Here is a 25468-nt window from a genome sequence, read left to right on the forward strand (position 1 = left end):
TCCCCGAGCAGCCCGCCCACCCCTTCGTCCATGGCCGCCTTGGCGTGCCGTACCGCGTCCAGGGCGTTGCCCGCGGCGCTCGGCGAGTCCTCGACGACCATCCGCACCTCCACCTCCAGCGGGGAGCCGCCGAAGCCGGTCCCGTCCAGCCGGAGATAAGCGATCTTGCGATCGTCAAGGAACGGCAGGTATTGAGCGCTCACGTGCGTGGAGGTCCCGGCTCCGGTGGCTTTCGTGTCCTTCTTGCTCTTCATCCGGTCGGCGTCCTGGAGGTTGGCGAAGTCCATGTTGCCGCCCCCGAGCAGCTGGTGGCCGTCGTGGAGGTGGACGCCGCTCGCGGTCAGGGCGTCCACCAGCGCGCGGTGCACGAGCGTGGCGCCGAACGAGCTCTTCAGGTCGTCGCCGATCAGCGGCAGCCCGGCTTCCGCGAAGCGTCGCCGCCATTCCGGCGAGCGGGCGAGCACGGCGGGCATGCAGTTCACGAACGCGCAGCCGGCCGCCAGCGCCGCCTCCGCGTACAGCTCGGTGGCCTGCTGAGCGCCGGTGGGCAGAAAGCTGAGCACGACGTGCGTGCCCGTCTCCGCCAGGTGGGCGGCGACCTGGCCGGGGGTCGCGCCACCGCGCGGGTCGATCGCCCCGGCCGAGCCGGGGCCCACGCCGTCGGCCAGGATCCCCTCCACGACGGGCACGCCGAGGTGCGGCACGGTGGCGAACCCGCGCGCGTTGTTCGGCGGGGTCCAGATGGCCTCCGACAGGTCGCGGCCGAGCTTGGCGGCGTTGACGTCGAAGGCGGCGGTGAAGCGCACCTGCGAGATCGCGTATCCGGCGCACACGGGGTGCGACAGCCCGGGCGCGTCGCCGTCCCGGTAGTGCTCCACGCCCTGCACCAGGGAGGACACGCAGTTTCCTACACCGATCACGGCCACGTTCACGTTCGACATGCCTGGATTAGATCAGCCCCGTGCGGCGGGCCACCGCGGCGGCCTCGACGCGGGAGGTCACGCCCAGCTTGGCCAGGATGTTCGAGACGTGCACGCCCGAGGTCCTGGCCGAGATGAACAGCCGCTCGGCGATCTGCCGGTTGCTCAGCCCCTCGGCGACCAGGCCGAGCACCTCCAGCTCCCTCGCAGACAGCGACTGGCAGTCGGTGAGACCGACCCGCAGCGTGGCCGCGGCCGACTCGGCCTCCCGCCGCAGCGGCTCCGAGCCGAGGCCGGCGGCGATCGCCGCCGCCTCGCGCAGCAGCTCGCGGGCGTTCGCGCGATCCTGCTCTGCCGCCCTGACCAGGGCCTGCCCCAGCGCGTACGGCTGCCCGACGGCCCGCCAGCAGGCCACCGCCGCGGCCCAGGAGCCCCCGCACTCGGCCTCGAACGTGGCCCGGTACGCCTGCTGCACCCGCCCGGTGGTCGCCAGCCCCGCGGGCGCTTCGCGCACGCGCCCGATGCGGGCCCCCAGCACCAGCAGCGGCCAGGCGTAGCGGCGGCTCAGCGTGAGGTCGTGCTCGGCCAGCACGTGGTCGATCAACCGGCCGGCCCGCTCCAGGCCGGCCCCGCCGGTGGCCTGGGTGCTCGCGAGCCGGCATTCGAGCAGGTCCGGCTCCAGGCAGGAGTCGTAGCCCCGCGAGCGCCCGCGCATCAGCGGTCTGACCAGGCCGACGATCTCGCCGGCCTCGTCCGTGGCGCCCTCCCAGACGGCGACCGTGCCGAGCACCATGAGCGCCCAGGCCCGGTGGATCGGCGGCGGGTCGAGCGCCAGCGCCGCCCTGATGACCTCGCGGGCCTCCTGCCAGCGGCCGAGCGAGGCGAGCGGCTCGGCGAGGTTCGCGGCCAGGTGGGCGCCGCGGGAGCGGGCCAGGCCCAGCCGGCGGGCCCTGGCGATGCCCTCCCTGGCGACCGACTCCGCCCTGGCGTGCTCGCCCGCGGCCTCCAGCACGTCGGCCTCGCTGGCGTAGGAGACGAGCAGGCTGTCGTCGTCGGGCGCGTCCGTCCTGGCCTTCGCGTACAGGGCCGACGCCGTGCCGAGGTCGCCGTCCAGCGCGGTGAGCGCGGCCAGCGTGATGAGCGATCTGGTGTCGCCGAGCGCCAGCGCCTCCTCGGCGTGGGCGCGCGCCTCGGCGTCCTGGCCGTTCCAGGCCAGGGTGTTGGCCAGCGCGCCGATCAGCCTGGCCTCGCGCGGCGCCAGGCGGACGGCTTCGCGCAGGTCGCCCAGTCCTTCCTCGCCGAGCAGGTCGCGGACGGCTACGCGCAGCTCCAGCAGGTGGGCCGCGCGCAGCGGATCGTCCACCTCGTCGAGCGCCCGGGTGGCCAGCTCCTCCGCGCGCGCGGCGTCGCCCTCGCACAGGGCGTCGCGCGCGGCCAGCTCCAGCACGTGCGCGTGGTCCTCCCCGCCCGCCTGGTCCCACAGGTCGAGCACCCGCTGCCATCTGCGGGCCTGCCAGGCGGCCTGGAAGGCGCGCGGCCGGTCCCCCGCCGCGTACCAGTGGTCGGCGGCCAGCTCCGGCTGGGCCTCGGCGCAGCGGGCGTGCAGGCGCCGCCGCTCCCCCGGCAGCAGGTCGTCGTAGACGGCGTCGCGGATCAGCGCGTGCCTGAAGGCGTAGCCGTCGCCGTCGACGAGCAGCAGCCGGGCGCGTACGACCGGCCGTAACACCTCGTCGAGCGCCAGGTCGTCCAGCCCGGCCACGGCCCGCAGCACCTCGTGCGGTGTCCTGCGCCCGGCCACGGCGGCGATCCGCAGCACGTCGAGCCCCGCCGGGGGCAGCCGCTCGGCCCCGGCCAGCAGCAGCTCGCGCAGCGAGGCGGGCGTGGCGGCCCCCGCCCCCGCGCCGGCCAGCGCCTCGACGAACAGCGGATTGCCCTCGCTGCGTGCCAGGACCAGCTCCAGCTCCTGCCGGAGCCCGGCGTCCTCGCCGCCGAGCAGGCGGGCCACGTCGTCGCGCCCGAGCGGCGGCACCCTGATCACCTCCGTGCCGGGCAGCCGGAGCTGCTCGCGCGAGGTCGCGACGACCAGCACGCCCGGCCGCATCAGGTTGCGCAGCAGGAACACCAGCAGGTCGCGGGTGGCCTGATCGGCCCAGTGCAGGTCCTCCAGCACGAGCACGAGAGGGCGCCGCTCGGCGGCCCGCTCGACCAGCAGCAGGACCTCCTCGAACAGCCGCGCCCGGCCCAGGTCCGGCAGCTCCTCGACCTCGCCCAGCTCGGGCAGCAGCCGGGCCAGCCCCCTGCGCCCGCCGCCCGGCACCAGCTCGGGACCGTGCTCCCTGACCAGCCGGCGCAGCACCGGGACGAACGGCGCGTACGCGGTCGATCCCGGGTCGGCCCCGCCCTCGGCGACGAGCGCCTCGACCCCGCGGGCGAACTCCCCCACCAGCCGCGACTTGCCGATCCCGGCCTCGCCCACGACCAGCACGCCACCCGGAGTGCGTGCCTGCGCGGCGGCCAGCCGCTCCAGCTCGGCCTCACGTCCGACGAACATCCCCCCATTATGAAGAGGCGGCTAAGCATCATGACCGATGTGAGGCGAACGGCTTTTCGAGACCGTCGTCGGCATGATGAACCGTTCGCTGAACCTGATGATGGCCGCGTCGGTGGCCGGTCTGCTCGGCTTCTACCTCCTGTTCGCCACCGTCCCCTTGTACGCGGCGACGGGCGGCGCGGGCGAGCTCGGCGCGGGGGCGGCGACCGGCGTCATGATGCTGGCCACGGTCCTGGCCGAGCTGGCGGTGCCGTGGCTGCTGGCCAGGCTCGGCTACCGCGCCGTGCTGGGCCTCGGCCTGGCGCTGCTCGGCCTGCCCGCGCTGCTGCTGCCCCTGTCGGCGGCGCTGCCTCTGGTGCTCGCGGCCAGCCTGCTACGCGGGGCCGGGCTCGGCGTCCTCGTCGTTGCGGGTACGGCGCTCACCGCCCAGCTGGTGCCGGCCGATCGCCGCGGCGAGGGCATGGGCCTGTACGGCATGGCCGTCGGCGTACCCTCGATCCTCGGCCTGCCGCTGGGCGTGTGGGCGGGCGGCGCGATCGGCTTCGTCCCCGTCTTCGTCGTGGCCGGGCTCATCCCGCTGGCCGGGCTCGGGGCCGTGCTGGGGCTGCCGCGCATCGTGCCCCGGCCGTCCGGGCCAGGCGAGCGCGGGGCGGGCCTGCGCGGGCTGGCGGCCCCTGCGCTGATCTTCGCGGGGGTGACGACCGCGACGGGCGTGGTGGTGACGTTCCTGCCGCTGGCGGCCTCGCCCGGGCTGGCCTCGCTCGCGCTGCTCGTCCAGTCGCTGACGACGCCGGTGGCGCGCTGGCTGGCGGGCAGGTCCGGTGACCGGCACGGCTCGGCCCGCCTGGTGGTGCCCGGCCTGCTCGCCGCCGTCACGGGCATGGCGCTGCAGATCTGGGTCGGCAGCCCGGTCGCGGTGGTGGCGGGGATGGCGGTGTTCGGGGCCGGGTTCGGGGTGCTGCAGAACGCGACGCTGGCCCTGATGCTGGAGCGCGGCGAGGCGGCCAGGGTGAGCACGCTGTGGAACCTGGCCTACGACGCGGGGATGGGCGTGGGGGCGATGGGGTTCGGGCTGGTGCTCGGGCACACGGGTTACCCGCTGGGGTTCGCGCTGGTCGCCGCGCTGATGGCGGTCACGCTGCCGCTGGCCCGGGTAAGGAGCGAGGTCAGGCCCGCGTGCGCTCCACTCCCACGGTGATCTCGTTGCCGAGCCGGCGGCCGGTGAGCAGGTCGAGGTCGTCGCCGCTCCAGAACCTGCCGGGGTCGTACCAGTTGGGGCGGCGGCCGCCGGCCAGCAGGCCCATCTCCTCGTAGGTGACGGCCACGACCTCGGCGCAGTAGGCGCTCTCCAGCGTCTGCTCCTTGCGGGTCCTGCGCGGGACGCGTCCCCTGGCCCAGCGGCCGGCCAGCCGGGCGGTGGAGGGGAACGGGGTGCCGTCGAGCCGGGCCACCGTACGCAGGGCCGCGTCCTCCATCTCCTGCGTGGCCAGCGGTTCGAGCTGGCGCAGCCAGGCCCGCTGGTCGTATCTGTCGGCCCACACCGTCACCGCCTCGCGCAGGTCGTGGAGCTGCGCCCCGCGCTGGTGGGTGCCCGACCACAGGTCGAGGAGCGACTTGCCGAGCTCGGCGTGCCACATCATCGGCGGCAGGTCTTCGATCACGATGGCCATGCCCACGTGGTTGACCGGGCTGTTGGTCATCGTCTGGATGGCCCGGTCGGGCACGGAACGTCCGCGGAAGACCCACAGGTCCCCTGTCCTCGTCACCTTTACGGCCTCGTCGAGAGTCAGCACACCGCTAGCCTAGGCACATGCGCTGGTGGAAGATGCTCGGTCTGGCCGGAATCATGGGCGTCGCGGCGACGGGCGTGGTGATCGCCCGAGCCGAACGCCGTCGTCGCGCCTACACTCCCGAAGAGATCAGGGTGCGGCTGCGCGAGCGGGTGAACGCTCAGCCCGAGGGGCGCAGGTCGTAGACGAAGACGACGTCGGGGTAGGCCGGGTTGTCGTCGTAGCCGCGGATGCCCCCCACGAAGGCCCGCTGGTAGTTGACCACCCATGGCAGCGCCGCCGCCGCCCGCTGGTCGAGCACCCGCCGGGTCGCCTGCTCGTACGCCCGCTGCGCCGCCGGCCGGTCGGTCACGGTCAGCTCGGGCACGGTGTCGAGCATCGCGTCCAGCCCCTGGTCGTTGAGGTAGGCCAGGTTGAAGACGGGCGGGTTGCCGCTGTGGAAGACGTTGCCGAACCACGAGTAGCCATCGGCGTAGTCCGGCCACCAGTACATGACGAAGATGTCCTGGCCGCGCTTCTTGCCCAGCTCCCATTGGGCGTTCCAGGGCATCGGCCGGGCCTCGATCGTGACGTTCAGCGGCTGTAGCGTCCTGGTCAGCTGGGTGGCGAGCAGCCGCCAGTCGGTGTCGCCCTCCCCGTACGTCAGCCGCAGCCGCAGCGGCTTGCCCGCCGGGCCGTAGCCCGCCCTGGCCAGCAGCTGGGCGGCCCCGTTCAGGTCCTGCTTCGGGACGCGCCCGGGCACGTGGCCCATCAGGCCCTCGGGGATGAGGCCGCTGGCCGGCGAGGCGGCGCCCTTCAGCGCCTTGAGCAGCCCGCGATAGTCCACGGCCTTCTGGATGGCGCGGCGCAGGCGCACGTCCTTCATCGGACCGGTCGCGGTGTTGAACAGCAGCATCGCGGTCTGGAACGACGGCCGCTCCGACGTGCGCACGCCCGGCGCCGTCTCGGCCCTGGCGAACAGCCGCGGGCTGAGCCGGTCGACGAAGCTCACCTCGCCGCGCTGGAGCAGCCGGTACGCCCGCTCGGGATCGGGCACGACGCGGAACTTCACCGCGTTGTAGTGCGGCCTGGTCCAGCCGCCCCAGTACTTGTCGTACGCCCTGAGCGTGAGCTCCTCCTCCTTGCCCCGCTGCCAGTTCGCCACGGTGTAGGGACCCGAGCCGGCGTCCCTGCCCTCCTTGAACCACTTGCCCAGGTCGGGAGCCGCCTTCGTGTCGTAGATGTAGGCGGCGTACCCGGCCGAGGCCACCAGGTCGAGCGGGACCGAGTACTTGAGCGAGAACGTCACCGTCCGGGGGTCTTCGGCTCTGATGGCCGAGACCGCGTCCCAGATGTAGGAGGCGCCCGTCTTGGCCTGCATCGTGCGCTCGATCGACGCTTTGACCGCCGCCGCGTCCAGCGGCCTGCCGGTGTGGAAGGTCACGTCAGGGCGCAGGTTGAACGTCCACGTGCGGCCGTCCGCCGACGACCGCCACGACGTGGCCAGGCGGGGGGCGGACTTCTTGGTGACCGGGTTCCAGAGCGTGAGGGTCTCGTAGACGTTCTGGAAGGCGATGATCTCGTTCGAGTACGAGCGGCTGGGGTCCCACTCCGTGATGACGTCCAGGTTGTTGACGTACACGAACGGGGCTTCGCCGACGGGGGCCTGGGGCACTTCGATGGGGGCCGAGCAGGCCGCGAGGAGCATCAGCGCGGCGGCCGCGACGAGACGACGGCGCAACGCATCTCCCTTTGTCAGCGATGTACCCGGGAAACCTACTCCAAGATCAAGCTAATGTGTCCAAAAGTCCCGAAAAATTGGGCATTCCGGTGATCGAATTGCTATCCTCGGGGCTTGTCCCGTCCGGGGTTGCCAGCAGGGGACCGACCGGAGTGAGGTGCCATGGGTCGTAGCCGAACGATCCGCATGAAGATCATCGGTCTGCTTCTGGTGCCGCTGACCTCCATGGTGGTGTTGTGGGGGGTCATCACCGCCGTCACCGCCAGCGAGAGCTTGGAGCTGCGTCAGTACAAGACACTCTGGACGAACCTCCGGCTACCCGCGTACAAACTGATCAGCGAGATCCAGCGTGAGCGTCTCGTCTCGGCCAAATTCCAGCGTACGACCGCGGACAAGGCGGCCGTCGCCACGCAACGCACCCGTACCGACGCCGTCAGAGACACCTTCAAGCAGCTCTCCAGCATCTCCAAGAACCGATCGGAAGAGATCCGCACACAAGTGGACGCGGTGAACATGCAACTCGACAGGCTCGATTCGATCAGAGGAGAGATCGACACGGGCCTGTCCGACCGTCTGCACACCGCCGAGTCCTACAACGCGGTCATCGACACCCTCTTCGGCCTGCACAAGCGCGTCGCGCTCATCGACGACATCCCGATCTACGAGCAGTCCCGGGTGGTCATCGACATGGGCTACGCCAAGGAGCTGCTCACCAGGGAGCAGGCCATCGCGCTCGGGCCGACCACGGCCGCCGAGCGCCGGCTGTTCACCCAGCTCGTCGGCAACCGGCGCTTCCTGATCGACCAGGCGCTCGGCGAGCTCGACCCGAGCCTGCGCGACGGCCAGGTGGCCCTCATCTCCTCGCCCGCCTACCAGCGGATGCGGATGATGGAGGACCAGATCATCGCCGGGGGCACGCCCCAGAGCTGGCTCGCCACCACGGACGCGCTGGCCAAGTCGTTCCAGGAGGCGCAGATGCGGGCCAGCACGATGCTGAACGCGCGCGCCGACCCGGTGGCCGACGAGGTGCTGTCGAGGGCGTTCCTGCTGGCCGGTACGGCGCTGGCGCTGGTGATCGTGTCGATCGGGTTCTCGCTGCGGATGGGCAACCGGCTGTCGAAGGAGCTCGGCGCGCTCCGGCTGGCCGCGCTGGAGGTGGCCCAGGAGCGGCTGCCGCACGTCGTGGCCAAGCTGCGCAAGGGCGAGACGGTCGAGATGCCCGAACTGTCGGTGGCGAGCACCACGGTCGAGATCGATGACGTGGGGCAGGCCTTCTCCACCGTCCAGCAGACCGCCGTCGAGGCGGCCGTCGGCCAGGCGCAGCTCAGCGAGGGCGTCGGCCACGTGTTCCGCAACCTGGCCAGACGCAGCCAGACGCTGCTGCACCGCCAGCGCATCCAGCTGGAGGACATGCAGCACCGGGCGACCGACCCGGAGGCGCTGGACGACCTGTTCAGGCTCGACCACCTCACCACCCGCATGCGCCGCCACGCCGAAGGGCTGATCATCCTGTCGGGCGCCACCCCCGGCCGGGGCTGGAGCAAGCCGGTGCCACTGCTCGACGTGGCCCGCGGCGCGGCGGCCGAGGTGGAGGACTACCAGCGGGTCGTCGTCGAGCCGATGTCCGGCCAGCGCCTGGCCGGGCCCGTGGTCGGCGACGTGATCCACCTGATCGCCGAGCTCATCGAGAACGCCACCGTCTACTCCCCCGAGCACACGTCGGTCATCGTGCGCGGCGAGGAGGCGGCCCGCGGCTTCGCCTTCGAGGTCGAGGACCGCGGGCTCGGGATGAGCGCAGAGGAGCTGGCCGATCTCAACGAGCGGCTGGCCAGCCCACCGGAGTTCGACCTGGCCGACAGCGACCGCCTCGGTCTTTTCGTCGTCTCCCGCCTGGCCGCCAGGCATGACATCCGCGTGACGTTGCGCGGTTCACCATATGGAGGGACCACCGCGATCGTGTTGATCCCGGAAGAGCACGTGGCCGATCCGGAACCGGAGGTTCGCGTGCAGGAACCCGCTCGACCCATGCGGGTGGTGCGAAGTGAGTGACGAGCGCTGGCTGGACGAGGACGCCGGTCCGATCGTCCCCGCCTACCTGCTGACCAGGGGCCGGACGGTCCCCGCGAGCGAGGCCATCGACCTCATCGCGGTGATCATCACGGCGGGTGGCCTGACGCCGCCTGTGGGCCTCGGGCCCGAGCATCTCATCATCCTGCAGAAATGCACCAAGCCGACCAGGCTCGTGGACGTCGCGGCGGAGCTGAACCTGCCCATCGGCGTCGTCCGGGTGCTGGTCGGCGACCTGCACGCGCAGCAGCTCGTACAGGTCGAGCTGCCGCCGCCCGCTCCGGACGCCAAGGTGCTGCTAGAGGTGATCAGCGGGCTCAAGGCGCTATGACCCCCGTGGTCCCGGGCGAACGGGACCACGGGGGCCGGATGTGACGCTCGAACCCGCCGCTCAGCCTGGCTGCTCGAACCGGCCGCTCGAACCGGCCGCTCAGGCGGCCGCGAGCGTCCTGCGGTTGAGCGCGCCGTACACGGCCGCGAACACGGCGGCCACCGCGCCCGCCGCGGCGGCGACGCCGAAGATCCACTGGTAGCCGAGCACGCCCGGCTGGGCGGCCAGGATGGCGGCGATCACGGCGCCCGCCGTGCTGCCGCCCACGATGCGCACCAGGGCGTTCACGCCGGCGGCCAGGGCCGTCTTGGCCGGGTCCACGTGCTCGACGGCCATCGTGCCGAGCGCCGCGTAGCCGATGCCGAGGCCGATGCCCATCAGCGAGGACGAGGCGTACAGGTCGGCCGCGCTGTCGTTCGCGACCACCAGCAACAGCGCGGCCAGGGCGGTGACCGCGGAGCCCGCCGCCACCATCGAGGAGGCCTGGAAGCGGCGCATGAACCGGCCCGCGAACAGCGAGATCACCAGCATGAACAGCGTGCTCGGCAGCAGGTAGAGCCCTACTTGCAGGGTGGAGGCGCCGAAGCCGTAACCGGTGCTCTCCGGCACCTGGGCGAAGCTGGACATGCCGGTCAGGATGGTGAAGAACGCGAATCCGAGCAGCATCGAGGCCACCGTCGCGCCGATCGTGCCCCTCTGCACCAGCATCGCCATCTCGACCAGCGGCGCCGCCACCTTGCGCTCGACCGCGACCCAGATGGCGGCCAGCATCGCGGCGGCGGCGAACAGCCCGAGCACGCCGGGCGAGGTCCAGCCCCACGAGCCGCCCTGGCTGATGGCCAGCAGCAGCGCCACCAGCCAGGAGGTCAGCAGCGCCGCGCCGAGCAGGTCGGGACGGCCGCCGCCCGCGGGCGCGCCGTCGCGGACGAGGAACGCCACGACGATCGCGGCCACCAGCGAGATCCCGCCGGTGATCCAGAAGACCAGATGAAAGTCACCGGCCGCGAGCCCGGCCAGGATCATGCCCCCGCCGCTCCCGAACCCCATCGTCGCGCTGAGCACCCCGATGCCGGTCGCAAGCTGGTGTTTGGGCAAGGTGTCCCGCACCACCCCGATCGACAGCGGCACCAGCGCGGCCACCGCGCCCTGGAGCACCCTTGCCACGATCAACCAAGCCAGCGAGGTCGCCAGGGCGGCCATGACCGAGCCGATCACCAAGAGGGCCAGGGCGCCGAGGATCATGGGGCGCCTGCCGTACATGTCGCCGAAGCGCGACAGCAAAGGGGTGGCCACCGCGGCGACCAGGAGGCTCAGCGTGAGCGTCCAGGTCACCGCGGTCAGCGAGGCGTGCAGCTCGCGCTGCAGCACGGGAAGCAAGGGGACCACCGCGGTGTTCTGCAGTGCGGCGATGGAGGCGGCGAAGGCCAGCGAGACCACCGCGGGCCAGGGGTTTCTGGTGGACGTCTCGCGCGGCGCGGACGCGACCACTGTCGCCATTACGGCTCCTTTAGATAACTTGGGTAAGTAACCGAGAGACGATAATACATACGTAAGTTAGGTAAGCAAACCGATGGACGAAGATCTCAACAGGACGGTGTCGGCGTTCCGCGCGCTCGTGACCACGCTCAACCGCGCCAAGACGCACGAGCGGCTGACCGAAGCCGCCGGCGTCCGGTTGGACCGGCCCGACGTGCAGATCCTCGTCCATCTGCTGGACGCGGGCGAGCCGCGCAGGATCGGCCTGATCGCCGAGGGGCTGCAGGTGGAGAGCCCGCACGTGACCAGGCACGTCGCCGCGCTGGAGCAGCGCGACCTGGTCGAGCGCGTACGCGATCCCGACGACGGCCGCGCCTGGCGAATCGCGCTCACCGAGGAGGGCGCCGAGGTGGCGAGCAGGTGCAGGAAGGTGACCACCGACTGGTTCGACGGCGCGATCGCCGGGTGGTCCGCGGCGGATCGAGCGGAGCTGTCCAGGTTGATGGGGAAGCTGGCGGAAGACCTCTGCTCGCACCTGAAGGACGTGATCAGCGTCAGGTGACGGTTTCCGCCGCTTCCGCCGCTTCCTCCGCGCGGTGGCAGGCCACCTGACGGCCGCCGACGTCCCTGAGCTCGGGGCGCCGCTCGCACTCCGGCGCCGCCAGCGGGCAGCGCAGCCGGTACGCGCAGCCCGTCCCGGCCGGTACGGCCTCCGTCGCGCCCTTGGCCTCGGGCGGCTCGCCCCCGAGCTTGGGCACCGCGTCGCGCAGGGCCCGGGTGTAAGGGTGGGCCGGGCTCGCGAGGAGGGCGCCCGTGGGGCCCGACTCGACCACGCGGCCCGCGAAGAGCACGTGCGAGGTGCGGCAGAGCCGCTTGACCACCGCGAGGTTATGGGTGATGAGCAGGCGCTCGGTGTCCAGCCCGGCCAGGAGGTCGAGGATCCTGGCCTGGACGGTGACGTCGAGCGCGCTGGTGGGCTCGTCCAGGATCAGCAGGCGCGGGCCGACCGCCAGCGCCCTGGCGATCACCACGCGCTGGCGCTGGCCGCCGGAGAGCTGGTGCGGCCGGCGGGTGGCCAGCTCGGGGTCCAGGCCGACCTGTTCGAGCAGCTCGCCCACCCGGCTCCGGGCCGCGCGGGGCAGGGCTTCGGCGATGGAGCTGCCGATGCGCATCCGGGGGTCGAGGGCTTCGGCCTGGAAGACGGGCTGAACGTCTTTCCGGAATTTCCGCATGTCCGCCTTTTTCAGGCTTTGGTCGCCGTACCAGATATTTCCGGACATGGGGGTGAGGAGGCCAAGGAACGCCCGCGCCAGGGTCGTCTTGCCTGAGCCGCTCTCCCCGATCAGGCCGACGCCGCCCTCGGTGATGTCCAGGCTCACGTCGTGCACGACCGGGCGCCTGCCGTACCCGAGTGTCACCCGCTCGGCCCTGAGAACCGTCACGGCAGCGCCTCCAGCAACTCGCGCGTATAGGGATGGGCCGGCTCGGACAGCACCCGGGCGGCCGGGCCCGACTCCACCACCGCGCCGTCCCGCATGACGAGCACCCGGTCGGCGATGGTCGAGACCAGGGCCAGGTCGTGGGAGACGAGCAGGAGCGCCAGCCCGCGCTCGGCGCGCAGCCTGCGCAGGACCCCGACCACCTCGGCCTGCACGGTCACGTCGAGCGCGCTGGTGGGCTCGTCGGCGAGGATCGCCTCGGCGCCCAGGGCGATGGCGAGTGCGATGGCGAAGCGCTGGGCCTGTCCGCCGGAGATCTCGTGCGGGTAGCGGCGCAGGATCTCGCGGTCGAGCAGGACCGCGTCCACGGCCTCCGCCATGGTCTCCGCCACCCGGTCACGTCCGTGCAGCTTGAGCGCGCGCCGCATCAGCACGCCGAGCCGGGTGGCGGGGCTGAGCGCGGCCTGCGGTGACTGCATCACGAGCGCCACCTTGGCCCCGCGGATCTCGCGGAGCCGCCGGGGCGAGGCCGTCAGGACGTCCACGCCGCACACACTGACGTGCCCCGATATTTCGGCGTCTGGGGTGAGGCCCAGCAGCGAGAGCAGCGTCGTGGACTTGCCCGAGCCGCTCTCCCCCACGATCGCGACGCACTCGCCCGCGCCCACGTCCAGCTCGGGCACGTCGGCCACGACCCGGCCGCCATAGCTGACCCGGAGGTCGCGCACCTCGATCATTCCGCCACCCCCGTGCTCGCTCCCGGGCCGGCAGGGCCCTTCGCCTGCCGGGCTCCCCCGCTCCGGGGGTCGAGCGCGCTGCGCAGGCCCTCGCCCAGCACGTTGAACGCGAACGCCGTCACCAGGATCGCCAGCCCGGGGAAGGTCACGACCCACCAGTCCGTGGTGAAGAGCGTCTGCCCCTGCTGCACCATCAGCCCCCACTCCGCCGTCGGCTCCTGCGCGCCCAGCCCCAGGTACGACAGCGCCGCCGAGGTCAGGATCACGCCGCCCGCGTCAAGGGAGAGCTGGACGAGGACGGGGGTGAGCGAGTTCGGCAGCACGTGCCTGAGGATGATCAGCGGCGCGGGCACGCCCAAGCACCTGGCCGCGTCCACGTAACTCCTGGTCGCGATCGAGGCGGCCATGGAGGCGGCCAGCCGGGTGTACCAGGGCCACCAGGTCACCGCGATGGCCACGATGACCGTGGTGACGCTGGGCTGCAGCACGACGGCCAGGGCCAGGGAGAGCAGCAGCGCGGGGAAGGCCAGGAACACGTCCGTGACCCGCATGATCACGTCTCTGACCCAGCCGCCCGCGTACCCGGCGACCACGCCGAGCGTGACCCCGGCCAGCGCCGACACGCCCAGCACGGCGACCGCGATGAACAGCGAGGTGCGCCCGCCGTACAGGATCCGCGTGAGCAGGTCCCGCCCGGCCTGGTCGGTCCCGAACCAGTGCGCGGCGCTCGGCGGCTGCGAGCCGATCAGCGGGTTCAGCTCGTCCATCGGGTACGGCGCGAGCCACGGCGCCAGGATCGACGCCAGCACGACGAGCACCATGAGCACCGCGCCGAACGTGGCGAACCGGTCGGTGACCTTCGGCAGGGTGCGCCGCAGGGGCGCTTGCGTGAGTGTCATCGGACCCTCGTCCGAGGATCGACGAAGCCCTGGAGGAGGTCCACGACCAGGTTGGCCAGGACGTACATCAGGGCGACCAGGAGGGTGACGCCGGAGATGGCCGGGGTGTCCAGGGAGCGGATCGACTCGGCGGCGTAGCGGCCCAGGCCCGGCCAGTTGAAGACCGCCTCGACCAGGAAGCCGTTGACGATCGCGTAGGCGAAGACCAGGGCGATCAGCGACAGGACGGGGTTCAGCGCCGGTCTCAGGGCGAATTTGGTCAGGATGGACGTCTCGCCGAAGCCGAGCGCGCGCTCCAGCCTGACGTGGTCCTGGCCGGACTCCTCGATGAGTGCCGCTCTGGTCATCTGCGCGATCACGCCCAGGGGGTAGGCGGCCACGACCAGGGCGGGCAGCACCAAGTGCTCGACGGTGCTGGTGAAGATGGGCCAGTTGCCGGTGATGAGGGCGTCGACGACCGTGATGTTGGTCCAGAGGGTGAGCGGGCTCGTGGTGTCGAGCGAGGAGTCATACTCGCCGGCCACGGGGAACCAGCCGAGGTTGCTGGCGAAGACCGTCTGCAGGGTCAGGGCCAGCCAGAAGACGGGGACGGAGACGGCGAGCATGCTCCCGAACCGCACCCCCAGGTCAGGAAATTTCGTCTTATAGCGTGCGGCGAGCACGCCGACCGGGATGCCCACGACGACCGCGATGAGCAGAGCCGTCCCGACCAGCTCCAGAGAGGCGGGGAACGCGAGGTAGAGGTCGTCGCGCACGGGTTGCCGGGTACGCAGGCTGGTGCCCCAGTCGCCGGCGAACAGGTCGCGCACGTAGTTCAGGAGCTGGACGGGGATCGGGTCGTCGAGCCCGAACCGCTGCCGGGCCTCGGCGAGCTGCTCGGGCGTCGCCTTGGGCCCGGCGAACGCGACCGCCGGATCCCCCGGCACCAGCCGCATGACCGCGAACGTGAGCACGACCACGCCGGCCACGACCAGGAGTGCCTGGCCGAGCCGGCGGGCCAGATAGCGGAGCATGGTCAGCTTGCGCGCGTGAGGTCGTAGAAGAAGACCACGTTGGGATAAGCGGGATTGTCCACATATCCCGCCACGTCGTCCGTCAGCGCCCGCTGGTAGACCTGCACGTACGGCACCGCCACCGCGGCCTGCTCCGTGATGATCTTCTTCTGCAGGTCCTGGAACGACTGCCTGGCCTGCATCTGGTCCGTGGCCGTGAGCTGCGGCAGCTTGTCGATGGCCGCGTCGATCTCGGCGTTCTTGAGGTAGGACAGGTTGAACTGCGGCTTGTCAGCGCTCTTGAACACGTTGACGAACCAGGAGTAGGCGTCCGGATAGTCCGGGTACCAGTACATGACGAAGATGTCCTGGCCCTGCTTCTTGCCCAGGTCCCACTGCGCGCTCCAGGTCATGGGCTTGGCCTGGAGGGTCACGTTGAGGCCCTTCAGCGCCGTGCTGAGCAGCGTGACCAGCAGCTTCTGGTCGTCGTCGCCCTGGGCGTAGGTCAGGCTGAGCTTGAGCTCGGGGTTGTCGGGGCCGTACCCGGCCTCTTCCAGCAGCGCCTGCGCCTTGGCCAGGTCCTGCTTGGGCGCCATGTCGGAGATCTGGCCGAGCAGCCCCTGCGGCACCAGGCCGCTGGCCTTCTGGCCCGAGCCCTTGAGCGCCGCGGCGAGGCCGTCGTAGTCGATCGCGAGCTGCAGCGCCTGCCGCACCTTGATGTCCCGCGCGGGGCCGCTCGCCGTGTTGAACAGGACCAGCAGGTTCTGGAACGACGGCGACTGCGCCGTCCGGACGCCCTCGGTCGTCCCTGCCTGTGCGAAGAGCTGCGGGTTCAGCCGTTGTACGAAGTTCACCTCGCCCTTCTGCAGGAGCTGCCACGCCGTGGTGATCTCCGGCGTGACCCTGAAGGCCACCTTCTTGTACTGCTCCGGCTTCCAGCCGCCCCAGTAGTCCTCGTACGCCTTCAGCGTGAGCTCGGTCTCCTTGCCCTTCTGCCAGGAGTCGATCGTGTACGGCCCGGTGCCCGCGGTCTTCTTGCCGTCGGGGTCCACCGCGTCCACGTCGTAGATGTAGGCCGCGTAGCCGGAGGAGGCGATGAGGTCGAGCGGGGCGGCGTACTTGAGCGTGAACTTCAGCGTGGCCGCGTCCACCGCCTCGATCTTCTGCACCGAGTCCCAGATGTAGGCCGCTCCCCCCTTCTTCTCGATCGTCCGCTCGATGGCCTTCTTGGCGGCCTGCGCGTCGAGCGTGGCGCCGGAGTGGAACTTGACGCCCTGGCGCAGCTTGAACGTCCACTCCTTGCCGTCGTCCGCCGAGGTCCACTCGGTGGCCAGGCGCGGCTCGGCCTTCTGGCTCTCGGAGTCGTACCTGGTCAGGCCCTCGTAGATGTTCGACAGGGCGACGATCTCGTTGGAGTAGGAGGTGGCGGGGTCCCAGTCGGTGACCACGTCCAGGTTCGGCACGTAGACGAACGTGCTGTCGTTGGCCTGCGCGGCCTGTGTGGCCGCCGGCTGACTGCCGCCGCTCGCGGCGGGCTGCGGTGTCCCTCCGGCGCCGCGCACCTGGCCGCCCGCGCAGGCGGACGCGGTCAGGGCCAAGGCACCGGTGACCCAGGCGACGAGCAGACGCTTGTGCCAGCGCATGGTGGGGGGATCCTTTCGATCTTTCACCGGGCGAGGGGTCCGGCTGCTTTGACGTGTACCCGTACCGCGGGCTCGGAGAGGTAGCTGAGCGGCACCTCGAGGAGATCGACGATCTCGACGCCGGCCGGATCCGCCCCCGCCGCCACGGCTCGCGCCGCTGCCTCCTCTTTGACCCTTTCGATAGCTTGTGACCGGCTATCTCCGGCAGGCAAGATCGTATCGACTCTGCCGCTCGCAAGTGCGATGGCCGCTCCAACCGCGTTGGCCACCTCCGCGTGCTCCGGGCGGATCACGTGGCTCACGCCGGGGATCCCATCGGGCAGCATGAAGGCCCCGCCACCCACCGCCACCAGGGGTCTGTCGGTCTTGCCGAGCGCCATCCGGTCCACGGCGTCGATCACCATCTCGTCCGCGACGGCCAGCGCCCTTTCCAAGGTGTCGGACATTCCTGCCGACATGTCATGCCCGCCGTTCAGCAGCCGCTCGCGCCAATCCTGCGCGTCGCGCGGCGTCCGTCCGGCCGCGACGGCCGCGTCGGTCATCGTCATCGTGCTCCTGCCGAAGACGAGCGCCTCCTCGACGATCCGGTAGCCCACCGAGTCAGGGCCGGCGCCGTGCTCGCGGACGACCGTCCCGCCGCCGAGCGCGACGGCCAGGATGTCCGGCATCCGGAAGTTGGTCAGCACCCCGCCGATCTCTACCGCCGCCGCCGACTCCCGCGGGAAGCCGCCGGTCAGCACCCCCAGGTCGGTGGACGTGCCGCCGACGTCCACCACGATCGCGTCCGCCACGCCCGACAGGAACGCGGCTCCGCGCAGCGAGTTCGCCGGGCCCGAGCCGATGGTGGACACGGGCAGGCGCGCGGCGTGCTCCACCGTCATGAGCGTGCCGTCGTTCTGCGCCAGGTAGGGCCGCGCGTCCAGGCCCCGCTCGGCCAGCGCGGTGACCAGGGCGTCGGTGACCTGGGCGGCCACGCCGTACAGGGCGGCGTTCAGCACGGTCGCGTTCTCGCGTTCGAGCAGCCCGAGCGAGCCGATCTCGTGGCTGAGCGAGACCGGCAGGCCGTACTCGGAGGTGATCAGCTCCGCGGCGAGCCGCTCGTGCTCGTTGCTGGCCGGGCTGAACACGCTGGTGACGGCCACGGCGTCGGCCTGCACGCCGTCCAGGAAGCGGCGGATCGCGTCCAGGCCCGGAGGGCTGATCTCGCGGCCGTCGACGTAGTGACCGCCGGGCACGATGGCCGCGCCGGCCGAGACGGCCGCGCGCAGGTCGTCGGGCCAGTCCGAGAGCGGCGGCACGGAGGTGGTGGCGGGCGCGCCGAGCCGCAGCACCGCAACCCGGCCCAGCCCCCTTCGCTCCAGGATCGCGTTGGTGGCGTGTGTGGTGCCCAGCATGACGCGGGTGATCCGGTCCTGCCCGGCCCCCTCCTGCACGAGTGCCAGCACCGCGTCCAGGGCGGCGCGCAGCCCGGCCGTCACGTCCCGGGTCGTCGGCCGCTTGGCCTTGGCGATCACCCGGTCGGCGGCGTCGAGGACCACGGCGTCGGTGTTCGTGCCGCCGACGTCGATGCCGATCCTGAGCTTCGGCTGGTCAGCCATGTGCCGTCAGCTCCTCGACCGGAACGTAGTCCAGCTCGTATCCGAATGCCCGCGGCCCGGCCGTCTCCAGACCCTTGGGCGTGCGCCAGAGGGGGTCGCAGGGCCAGGCGAGCACCGTGACGCGCTGGCCGTACCTGAGCGACTCGGTCTGCACGGCGGCGGCGGTCTCGGTGTCCACCACCGTGATGAGGTCGGGGACCATGGCCCGCACCCGGCCGTTCTCGACGGCGACCAGGTTCTCGTTCTGCAGCTCCAGGGCGAGGCTGCGGCCGCGGTCGTCGCCGGTGCCCTCGACGGTGGCGGTTCCCCGTACGAACCCGCCTGTGGTGCGCCGCTCGACGTCGGTCAGCTTGCCGGTGATCAGCCGGACCGCGCCGAGCCGGTCCTGGAGCGCGCGCAGCGGGTCCGGCGCGCCTTCAGTGGCCCGGCCGACGTCCAGGGCGCGGGTGACCGTGCCCTCGATGACCGCGCCCCGCGCCCGCGCGGCGGTGAGTACGTAGTCCGCCATCAGCGCGTGCGACCCCGACGCCACGCAGACGGCGCGGGCCAGGCGTTCGGACCAGAGCCCGTCCACCGGGCGGATGGTCACCACGTTGCCCGCGACGTCGGACATGATCACCAGGTTGGCCGGCAGCCCGGCCACGTACATCGACACCATCTGGACCTCGGGGAACGCCCGCCCCATGCCGTCGGCGTCGAGCAGCGGCAGCCCGAGCTGCGCGGCCCAGGCGACGGGGGCCACCCCGTTGGCGCCCCCGATCTCGGAGGACATGATCGCGGTCGGCGGCCTGCCGAAGAGCCGTTCCACCTCCTCGGCGATGCGCTTGGGCTCTTCCTCGCTGTGGATCATCTCGTGGCTCACGGTCGGGGCCCCGATCCCGGACAGCGGCACGACCAGCGCGTCCTCCGGGAGATCGGCCAGCTCGACCAGCGGCACTTCGCCGTACTCGCGAACGGCTCTGACGGCGGCCAGCGACCCGGTACGCACGTCTCCCCCGCCTCCCGTGCCGAGGATGGCGCATCCTCGGGCGAGAGCGGCGATATCGGTCACATCAATGCTGCTCATATGGCGACACAACCAAGCACATACCACCGCAAAGCGCCAGTGCGACACGTGTTGCCCGGCAGAAAAGCGTTTGCGTGGCCCCGGTCATCGCCGCCATGATCGAACACGTCGAAAGGGGGATTCCATGGACATCAGGCGAATGCGCATGCGGCGCACCGCGCGCGTGTCCTGGGAGCTCCGAGCCTGATCGGCGACCGCCCTGACACGCCTTCGAGGCGGGTGAGGGCGCTGGTGTGCCCACCGGTTTCATAAGCCGTTCCAGGCGGGTTCGATCCCCGCACCCGCCACACGCTCTTCCCCGGCCTTTCCCGTCCCTGATACATCTGGGGATCGGGATGGGAGGACGCATGCGGATTTCGGTGGCCGCCGACAGCACGGACGGCGTGGCCGAGCGGGTCGTGTCCGAGCTGCGCGAGCGGGGGCACGAGGTGGTGACCCACGGCGCGCTCGACGCCGGGGAGCGCGACGACTGGGCGTGGGCCTGCGAGCTGGCCGCCAGGGACGTGAGCGAGGGCCGGGCCGACCAGGCGGTGGTGTGCTGCTGGACCGGCACGGGCGCCTCGATCGCGGCGAACAAGGTGGCCGGCGTCCGCGCGGCGCTGTGCGTCGACGCCTACACCGCCGACGGCGCCCGCAAGTGGAACGACGCCAACGTGCTGGCGCTCAGCCTGCGGCTGACCTCCGACGTGGTGCTCACCGAGATCCTGGACGCCTGGCTGGCGGGCCGCCCGAGCAGTGACGCCGCCGACGTGGCGAATGTGGCCCACCTCGAGGAGATCTGACTACGCTCCCGGACATGTCGAATTTACGGTGTACGCATTGCGGCGAGGAAGGGCTCGAAGCCGGGTTCATCATGGACTCGGGCGAGCACTCCTCCGGGTTCGCCCGCTGGGTGGAGGGCGCGCTGGAGCGGGGTGTCTTCGGCGGGGCAAAGCTGTTTGGACGACCCAAGTGGGAAATAGACGCATATCGCTGTCGTTACTGCCACCACCTTGAGCTCTTCGCCAGCCGCCCCTCCTGAACGCGGCCCCCGACTCTCCCCATCCACGACCAGGATTCAGAACCGTCACACCGGAGGCACGGAAATCGTCGGTCCCGCCCTTTAGGGTGCTTGGCATGACCGACGTGCTGCTCCGCGGTGGGCTCCTGTGGGGGCTCAGGGCGCCGGCCGACATGCTCATCAGCGGCGGCCGGATCGCCCGCGTCGCCCACGGCCTCGACGCGCCCGGCGCGCAAGTGCACGACATCGCCGGTCAGCTCGTCCTGCCCGGCCTCGTGGACGCGCACTGCCATCTCGACAAGACCCTCTACGGCGGCTCGTGGGTGCCCCACTCCGCCGACGACACGCTCGCCGGGCGCATCGGCAACGACCTGGGCCGCCGGGCCGAGCTCGGCGTGCCGAGCGTGGCCAGGATCGGCGCGCTGCTGGCCGCCATGAGCGCGGCGGGCACCACGCACGTGCGCACCCACACCGACGTCGACCCCCTGGTGGGGCTGCGGGGTGTGGAGGCCGTGCGCGAGGCCGCCGCGGCCGCCCCGATCGACGTGCGCCAGGTCGCCTTCCCGCAGCACGGCGTGCTCACCAATCCCGGCACGGCCGAGCTGCTCGAAGAGGCGCTGAAGAGCGGCGTCGAGGCGATCGGCGGCCTGGACCCGGCGGGCGTCGACCGCGACCCGGTCCGCCATCTCGACGTGATCTTCGGCCTGGCCGACCGCTACGGCGCGCAGATCGACATCCACCTGCACGACGGCGGCTCGCTGGGCGGGTGGGAGCTGGAGCTCATCACCGAGCGCACCAAGGTGCTCGGGCTGGGCGGCCGGGTGACGGTCAGCCACGCCTACGCGCTCGGCCAGCTCGACGAGGCCCACCAGGATCGGCTGGCGGAGGGCTTCGCGGAGGCGGGCGTCGCGATCGCGACCGCGGCCGTCTACAGCTTCCCCGTGCCACCGATCAAGAAGCTGCGCGCCGCGGGGGTGACGGTCGCCTGCGGGCACGACGGCATCCGCGACCTCTGGGGCCCCTACGGCAGCGGCGACATGCTGGAGCGGGCGATGCACGTCGCCTATCGCAGCACCTTCCGCAGGGACGAGGACATCGAGCTGGCGCTCGAGGCCGCCACCGTCGGCGGCGCCCGCGTGCTCAGGCTCGACGACTACGGCCTGGCTCCGGGCGACCGGGCCGACCTGGTCGTCGTGCCGGCCGGTGGGCCGGCGGAGGCCGTGGTCGTTCACCCTGCGCGCACTCTGGTCATGAAGGACGGCGTCGTCCTGCACAATTGACCGGCGGGACCATCGAAAGGCAGGCAAGTGCTCTCTATTCACCAGCGGATCGCGGCAGAGCTCGACGTACGCGACGGGCAGGTGCAGGCCGCGGTCGAGCTGCTCGACGGCGGCGCGACCGTGCCGTTCATCGCGCGATACCGCAAGGAGGTCACCGGCGCCCTCGACGACGCGCAGCTGCGCACGCTCGAGGAGCGGCTGCGCTACCTGCGCGAGCTGGAGGAGCGCAGGGCGGCGATCCTGGAGTCGATCGAGTCTCAGGGCAAGCTCGACGACGAGCTGCGCGAGCAGATCATGGCGGCCGAGACCAAGGCCAGGCTCGAGGACATCTACCTGCCGTACAAACCCAAGCGGCGCACCAAGGCGCAGATCGCCCGCGAGCTGGGGCTGGAGCCGCTGGCCGACCAGCTGCTGGCCGACCCCTCGCTCGACCCGGCGGCCACGGCCGAGACCTTCGTCACCGAGGGCGTGGCCGACGCGGGCGCGGCGCTGGAGGGCGCCAGGGCGATCCTGATCGAGCGCTTCGCCGAGGACGCCGACCTCATCGGCGCACTGCGCGAGCAGCTCTGGACCCGCGGCCGGCTGGTGTCGAAGGTCCGCGAGGGCAAGGAGGAGGCGGGGGCCAAGTTCTCCGACTACTTCGAGTTCGGCGAGCCGTTCACGAAGCTGCCCTCCCACCGCATCCTGGCGATGTTCAGGGGTGAGAAGGAGGAGGTGCTGTCGGTCGTGCTGGAGCCCGACGACAGCCCCGACTACGAGCTGCGCATCGCCTCCCGCTTCGGCGTCTCCGACCAGGGGCGCCCGGCCGACAAGTGGCTCAACGAGACCGTGCGCTGGGCCTGGCGCACCCGCATCCTGGTGCATCTGGGCATCGACCTGCGGATGCGGCTGTGGCAGGCGGCCGAGGACGAAGCCGTCCGGGTGTTCGCGACCAACCTGCGCGACCTCCTGCTCGCCGCCCCGGCCGGCACCCGCGCCACGATGGGCCTCGACCCCGGCCTGCGCACCGGCGTGAAGGTGGCCGTGGTCGACGCCACCGGCAAGGTCGTCGAGACCGCGACCATCTACCCCCACGAGCCGAAGCGGCAGTGGGACCAGTCGCTGGCCGTCCTCGGCGCGCTCGCCCAGCGCCACGGGGTCGAGCTGATCGCCATCGGCAACGGCACCGCCTCGCGCGAGACCGACAAGCTGGCCGGTGAGCTGGTCAAGAACATGCCGTCGGTGACCAAGATCGTGGTCTCCGAGGCGGGCGCGTCGGTCTACTCCGCCTCCGCCTACGCCTCGCAGGAGCTGCCCGAGCTGGACGTGTCGCTGCGCGGAGCCGTCTCCATCGCGCGCCGGCTGCAGGACCCGCTGGCCGAGCTGGTCAAGATCGACCCCAAGTCCATCGGCGTCGGCCAATACCAGCACGACCTGGCCGAGTCCAAGCTCTCCCGCTCGCTCGACGCGGTGGTCGAAGACTGCGTCAACGCCGTGGGCGTCGACGTCAACACGGCCTCGGCTCCCCTGCTCACGCGGGTGTCGGGCATCGGCTCGACGCTGGCCGAGAGCATCGTGCGCCACCGCGACTCCAACGGCCCCTTCCGGACCCGCGCGGCGCTGAAGAACGTGCAGCGGCTCGGGCCCAAGGCGTTCGAGCAGTGCGCGGGCTTCCTGCGGATCCCCGGGGGCGACGACCCGCTCGACGTGTCGAGCGTCCACCCGGAGGCCTATCCGGTGGTGCGCCGCATCCTCAGCTCGGTCCAGTCGGACCTCAAGTCGCTGATCGGCAACACGGCGGCGCTGCGGGCGATCAAGCCCCAGGACTACACCGACGAGACCTTCGGCCTGCCCACGGTCACCGACATCCTGCGCGAGCTGGAAAAGCCCGGCCGCGACCCGCGCCCGGCCTTCAAGACCGCCACCTTCAAGGAGGGGGTCGAGAAGATCTCGGACCTGGCGTCCGGGATGATCCTGGAGGGCGTGGTCACCAACGTGGCCGCGTTCGGCGCGTTCGTGGACATCGGCGTCCACCAGGACGGGCTGGTGCACGTCTCGGCCATGTCCCGCAACTACGTGAAGGACCCGCGCGACGTCGTCAAGCCGGGCGACATCGTCCGGGTGAAGGTGCTCGACGTCGACATCCCGCGCAAGCGCATCTCCCTGACCTTGCGCCTGGAAGACGAGGTCAGCACGCAGCCGGGGGGCGAGGGCCCCCGCAAGAGCACCGGCCGCCAGGGCGCCGCCCGGGGTGAGGGCGCTCGCGGTGAGGGCGCCCGTGGGGACGGTTCCCGAGGCAACGGCGCTCGCGGCGACGGCGCCCGTGGCGACGGCGCTGGCGGGGACAGTGCCCGTGGCGACGGCTCTCGTGGGGACGGTGGCAGGGGCGGCCGTGGCCAGGGCGGTCGCGGGGACGGCCAGCGTGGCCGGAGCGACGGCCAGCGCGGCAACGGCAACGGCGACGGGAACCAGCGCGGCCGGGGCGACGGCCAGCGAGGCGGCCAGCGCCGCCAGGACCGCCCGGCGCCTTCGGGCGCGATGGCCGAGGCCCTCCGCAAGGCGGGCCTGGGCGGCGACAACCGCTGATCCTGCCACCCCGAAACCCCGTTCTGGGCACGAGCCCGGCGGGGTCTCGGGGCGGCCATGGTGGATTCCGTAACCTCCCGACGAGCGCCCACCGTCGGGAGGGCTACGCGATCCCGCACGCCCGCCGTCGGAAGGACCCGCGACCCGCACGCCTGCTGTGTGGACCCGCGAGCGCGAGCACACGGCGGGGAGGAACGGCCGTCGCAAGTACACGGCAGGAGGAATCCGTCGCGGGGCCGGGAGGAACCCCCGGTCGCGTATGCCCACGGTCGAGAGGAACTGCCGGCATCGCTTCGGGGCCAGAGTGCCGAGGAGGGCGATGATCTCAGCGCGGAGGGGGCCTGGCGGAAGGACACCCTGGGCGGAGCGGACCTCTGGGCGGAGGGAGCCGAAGACGATCAATCTGGGGAGAGCGACGGCCAACCCGAGCAGCGGTCCATCGGGCCCAGGAGAGAGAAGCGACCACCCCGAGCAGCGGGCCATCGACCCCGAGGGGAGAAGCCCTCGACCCCTAGTCGGAGGCGATCGACCCCCAGGGCAGAGGCAATCGGGTGCGGGGCGGAGGACAATCGGCGGCATGGCGAACATACGACTCGGCGATGTCCCGACCTGGTATGAGGAGCTCGGGGAGGGCGAGCCTCTCGTCCTGTTGCATGGCGGCTTCGTGGACTCGCGCATGTTCGCCCCCGCCCTGCCCGTGCTCGACGACCGCTTCCGCGTCTTCACCGTCGATCGGCGCGGACACGGCAGGACCTCGGATGTCGAAGGCCCCATCTCGTACGAGCTGATGGCGCAGGACATGATCGCGTTCCTGGAGCAGGTCGTCGGCGGGCCCGCGCACCTGGTCGGGCACAGCGACGGCGCCAATGTGGCGATGATCGTGGCGATGCGGCGACCCGACCTGGTCCGCAGGCTCGTGCTGGTCAGCGGGAACTACCACCATGACGGCATCGTGCCGGGCGTGCTGGAGGGGTTCACGGACGAGGGAGTGCTGCAGCTGCTGGCGCCCAGGTACGGGGAGGTGTCCCCGGACGGCGAGAAGCACTTCCCCGTGGTCGTGGAGAAGCTGCTCCGGATGGTGTTCGAGGAGCCGACGCTGACCGAGGACGACCTCGGGCGCATCACCGGCCGCACGCTCGTGGTCGCGGGCGACGACGACGCCGTGACGCTGGAGCACACGATCGCGCTCTACCGGGCGATACCGGACGCGGAGCTGGCGATCGTGCCCGGAACGTCCCATCTGCTGGTGGTGGAGAAGCCCGACCAGGTCTATACGCTCATCGCCGACTTTCTGGCCAACGATCCCGTACCCACCTGGCAGCCGATCCGCCGGGCCAGGAGCGAGTATTCAGTCCGCAGCTGAACCCGCGGGATGCGGCGGGCGGGGGGCGATA

21 protein-coding genes and 1 tRNA gene are annotated in these 25468 nt (G+C 71.7%); 10 read left to right on the plus strand and 12 right to left on the minus strand.

All coding sequences use genetic code 11. The annotated features are described in order from the left end of the window. The coding region (locus ETD85_RS04560; RefSeq protein WP_138688322.1) for an inositol-3-phosphate synthase at positions 1–941 on the minus strand (941 nt) is incomplete at its 3' end. Positions 942–948: 7 nt separating this feature from the next. Next, entirely contained in the window at positions 949–3471 is a 2523-nt protein-coding gene (locus tag ETD85_RS04565; protein WP_138688323.1) for an ATP-binding protein, read from the minus strand. Positions 3472–3544: 73 nt separating this feature from the next. On the opposite strand from ETD85_RS04565, the gene ETD85_RS04570 reads away from it, so the two are divergent. Continuing rightward, positions 3545–4669 carry an MFS transporter gene (locus ETD85_RS04570; RefSeq protein ID WP_138688324.1) on the plus strand — a complete coding sequence of 375 codons (1125 nt, stop codon included), beginning with the start codon at positions 3545–3547 and terminating at the stop codon, positions 4667–4669. Here ETD85_RS04570 and ETD85_RS04575 read toward each other — a convergent pair. Further along, on the minus strand, positions 4638–5261 hold the full coding sequence (locus ETD85_RS04575) for a hypothetical protein (RefSeq protein WP_206058080.1): 624 nt from the start codon (positions 5259–5261) through the stop codon (positions 4638–4640). The genes ETD85_RS04570 and ETD85_RS04575 overlap by 32 nt on opposite strands. A 20-nt stretch (positions 5262–5281) precedes the next feature. Here ETD85_RS04575 and ETD85_RS62865 point away from each other — a divergent pair, with 20 nt between their 5' ends. Then, positions 5282–5446 (plus strand): hypothetical protein, encoded by a 165-nt coding sequence (locus ETD85_RS62865; RefSeq protein WP_170246494.1) that lies wholly within the window; start codon positions 5282–5284, stop codon positions 5444–5446. Here the strand turns inward: ETD85_RS62865 and ETD85_RS04580 are convergent. Continuing rightward, positions 5422–6981, minus strand: a complete 1560-nt coding sequence (locus ETD85_RS04580; RefSeq protein WP_138688326.1) for an ABC transporter substrate-binding protein — start codon at positions 6979–6981, stop codon at positions 5422–5424. The two genes, ETD85_RS62865 and ETD85_RS04580, sit on opposite strands and share 25 nt — an antisense overlap. 186 nt (positions 6982–7167) lie before the next feature. On the opposite strand from ETD85_RS04580, the gene ETD85_RS04585 reads away from it, so the two are divergent. After that, positions 7168–9030, plus strand: coding sequence for a sensor histidine kinase (locus ETD85_RS04585; protein WP_138688327.1), 1863 nt, complete (start codon positions 7168–7170; stop codon positions 9028–9030). Next, entirely contained in the window at positions 9023–9379 is a 357-nt protein-coding gene (locus ETD85_RS04590; RefSeq protein WP_138688328.1) for a DUF742 domain-containing protein, read from the plus strand. Before ETD85_RS04585 ends, ETD85_RS04590 begins: the two co-directional genes overlap by 8 nt. Positions 9380–9478: 99 nt before the next feature. Here the strand turns inward: ETD85_RS04590 and ETD85_RS04595 are convergent, their stop codons facing one another. Further along, entirely contained in the window at positions 9479–10876 is a 1398-nt protein-coding gene (locus tag ETD85_RS04595; protein WP_138688329.1) for an MFS transporter, read from the minus strand. Between the two features lie 73 nt (positions 10877–10949). Between ETD85_RS04595 and ETD85_RS04600 the strand changes: the two genes are divergently transcribed. Further along, a complete protein-coding gene (locus ETD85_RS04600) occupies positions 10950–11417 on the plus strand; it encodes a MarR family winged helix-turn-helix transcriptional regulator (RefSeq protein ID WP_138688330.1) in 468 nt (155 codons plus the stop codon). On the opposite strand, the gene ETD85_RS04605 is transcribed toward ETD85_RS04600, so the two are convergent. The 7 genes from ETD85_RS04605 to ETD85_RS04635 are packed head-to-tail and all read right to left on the minus strand — an operon-like array spanning position 11410 to position 19229. Beyond that, complete coding sequence (locus ETD85_RS04605; protein ID WP_138688331.1) at positions 11410–12297, minus strand: ABC transporter ATP-binding protein; 888 nt, start codon at positions 12295–12297, stop codon at positions 11410–11412. The two genes, ETD85_RS04600 and ETD85_RS04605, sit on opposite strands and share 8 nt — an antisense overlap. Then, on the minus strand, positions 12294–13031 hold the full coding sequence (locus ETD85_RS04610) for an ATP-binding cassette domain-containing protein (protein WP_138688332.1): 738 nt from the start codon (positions 13029–13031) through the stop codon (positions 12294–12296). Before ETD85_RS04610 ends, ETD85_RS04605 begins: the two co-directional genes overlap by 4 nt. Beyond that, on the minus strand, positions 13028–13930 hold the full coding sequence (locus ETD85_RS04615; protein ID WP_138688333.1) for an ABC transporter permease: 903 nt from the start codon (positions 13928–13930) through the stop codon (positions 13028–13030). The genes ETD85_RS04610 and ETD85_RS04615 overlap by 4 nt, the downstream gene beginning before the upstream one ends. Then, the gene (locus tag ETD85_RS04620; protein WP_138688334.1) at positions 13927–14943 is read right to left on the minus strand and encodes an ABC transporter permease; all 1017 of its coding nucleotides are present in this window, start codon (positions 14941–14943) and stop codon (positions 13927–13929) included. Before ETD85_RS04620 ends, ETD85_RS04615 begins: the two co-directional genes overlap by 4 nt. Before the next feature lie 2 nt (positions 14944–14945). After that, entirely contained in the window at positions 14946–16565 is a 1620-nt protein-coding gene (locus tag ETD85_RS04625; protein WP_138688335.1) for an ABC transporter substrate-binding protein, read from the minus strand. A 23-nt stretch (positions 16566–16588) separates the two neighbouring features. After that, on the minus strand, positions 16589–18163 hold the full coding sequence (locus tag ETD85_RS04630; RefSeq protein WP_138688336.1) for a hydantoinase/oxoprolinase N-terminal domain-containing protein: 1575 nt from the start codon (positions 18161–18163) through the stop codon (positions 16589–16591). Continuing rightward, positions 18156–19229 carry a DUF917 domain-containing protein gene (locus tag ETD85_RS04635; RefSeq protein WP_170246495.1) on the minus strand — a complete coding sequence of 358 codons (1074 nt, stop codon included), beginning with the start codon at positions 19227–19229 and terminating at the stop codon, positions 18156–18158. The genes ETD85_RS04630 and ETD85_RS04635 overlap by 8 nt, the downstream gene beginning before the upstream one ends. A 214-nt stretch (positions 19230–19443) precedes the next feature. Here ETD85_RS04635 and ETD85_RS62870 point away from each other — a divergent pair. The 5 genes from ETD85_RS62870 to ETD85_RS04660 all read left to right on the plus strand — a co-directional run bounded on the left by ETD85_RS62870 (position 19444) and on the right by ETD85_RS04660 (position 25437). Beyond that, positions 19444–19516 (plus strand) — tRNA-Met (locus ETD85_RS62870). Positions 19517–19576: 60 nt separating this feature from the next. Continuing rightward, entirely contained in the window at positions 19577–20011 is a 435-nt protein-coding gene (locus tag ETD85_RS04640) for an RpiB/LacA/LacB family sugar-phosphate isomerase (protein ID WP_138688337.1), read from the plus strand. Between the two features lie 334 nt (positions 20012–20345). Beyond that, complete coding sequence (locus ETD85_RS04650) at positions 20346–21509, plus strand: amidohydrolase (protein ID WP_138688339.1); 1164 nt, start codon at positions 20346–20348, stop codon at positions 21507–21509. 27 nt (positions 21510–21536) lie between these two features. After that, on the plus strand, positions 21537–24074 hold the full coding sequence (locus ETD85_RS04655; protein ID WP_138688340.1) for a Tex family protein: 2538 nt from the start codon (positions 21537–21539) through the stop codon (positions 24072–24074). 577 nt (positions 24075–24651) lie between these two features. Further along, positions 24652–25437 carry an alpha/beta fold hydrolase gene (locus tag ETD85_RS04660; protein WP_138688341.1) on the plus strand — a complete coding sequence of 262 codons (786 nt, stop codon included), beginning with the start codon at positions 24652–24654 and terminating at the stop codon, positions 25435–25437. The last annotated feature ends 31 nt before the right edge of the window (positions 25438–25468 follow it).

Origin of the sequence: Nonomuraea zeae (genome assembly GCF_005889725.1) — a bacterium.
Taxonomy (GTDB): domain Bacteria; phylum Actinomycetota; class Actinomycetes; order Streptosporangiales; family Streptosporangiaceae; genus Nonomuraea; species Nonomuraea zeae.

Excerpts from the sequence above, each read along its gene's own strand:
- ETD85_RS04595 (WP_138688329.1), bottom strand. The coding sequence starts at position 10,876 with ATGGCGACAGTGGTCGCGTCCGCGCCGCGCGAGACGTCCACCAGAAAC.
- ETD85_RS04620 (WP_138688334.1), bottom strand. The coding sequence starts at position 14,943 with ATGCTCCGCTATCTGGCCCGCCGGCTCGGCCAGGCACTCCTGGTCGTG.
- ETD85_RS04565 (WP_138688323.1), bottom strand. The coding sequence starts at position 3,471 with ATGTTCGTCGGACGTGAGGCCGAGCTGGAGCGGCTGGCCGCCGCGCAG.
- ETD85_RS04635 (WP_170246495.1), bottom strand. The coding sequence starts at position 19,229 with ATGAGCAGCATTGATGTGACCGATATCGCCGCTCTCGCCCGAGGATGC.
- ETD85_RS04640 (WP_138688337.1), top strand. The coding sequence starts at position 19,577 with ATGCGGATTTCGGTGGCCGCCGACAGCACGGACGGCGTGGCCGAGCGG.
- ETD85_RS04630 (WP_138688336.1), bottom strand. The coding sequence starts at position 18,163 with ATGGCTGACCAGCCGAAGCTCAGGATCGGCATCGACGTCGGCGGCACG.
- ETD85_RS04570 (WP_138688324.1), top strand. The coding sequence starts at position 3,545 with ATGATGAACCGTTCGCTGAACCTGATGATGGCCGCGTCGGTGGCCGGT.
- ETD85_RS04625 (WP_138688335.1), bottom strand. The coding sequence starts at position 16,565 with ATGCGCTGGCACAAGCGTCTGCTCGTCGCCTGGGTCACCGGTGCCTTG.
- ETD85_RS04610 (WP_138688332.1), bottom strand. The coding sequence starts at position 13,031 with ATGATCGAGGTGCGCGACCTCCGGGTCAGCTATGGCGGCCGGGTCGTG.
- ETD85_RS04600 (WP_138688330.1), top strand. The coding sequence starts at position 10,950 with ATGGACGAAGATCTCAACAGGACGGTGTCGGCGTTCCGCGCGCTCGTG.
- ETD85_RS04650 (WP_138688339.1), top strand. The coding sequence starts at position 20,346 with ATGACCGACGTGCTGCTCCGCGGTGGGCTCCTGTGGGGGCTCAGGGCG.
- ETD85_RS04585 (WP_138688327.1), top strand. The coding sequence starts at position 7,168 with ATGAAGATCATCGGTCTGCTTCTGGTGCCGCTGACCTCCATGGTGGTG.
- ETD85_RS04615 (WP_138688333.1), bottom strand. The coding sequence starts at position 13,930 with ATGACACTCACGCAAGCGCCCCTGCGGCGCACCCTGCCGAAGGTCACC.
- ETD85_RS04660 (WP_138688341.1), top strand. The coding sequence starts at position 24,652 with ATGGCGAACATACGACTCGGCGATGTCCCGACCTGGTATGAGGAGCTC.
- ETD85_RS62865 (WP_170246494.1), top strand. The coding sequence starts at position 5,282 with ATGCGCTGGTGGAAGATGCTCGGTCTGGCCGGAATCATGGGCGTCGCG.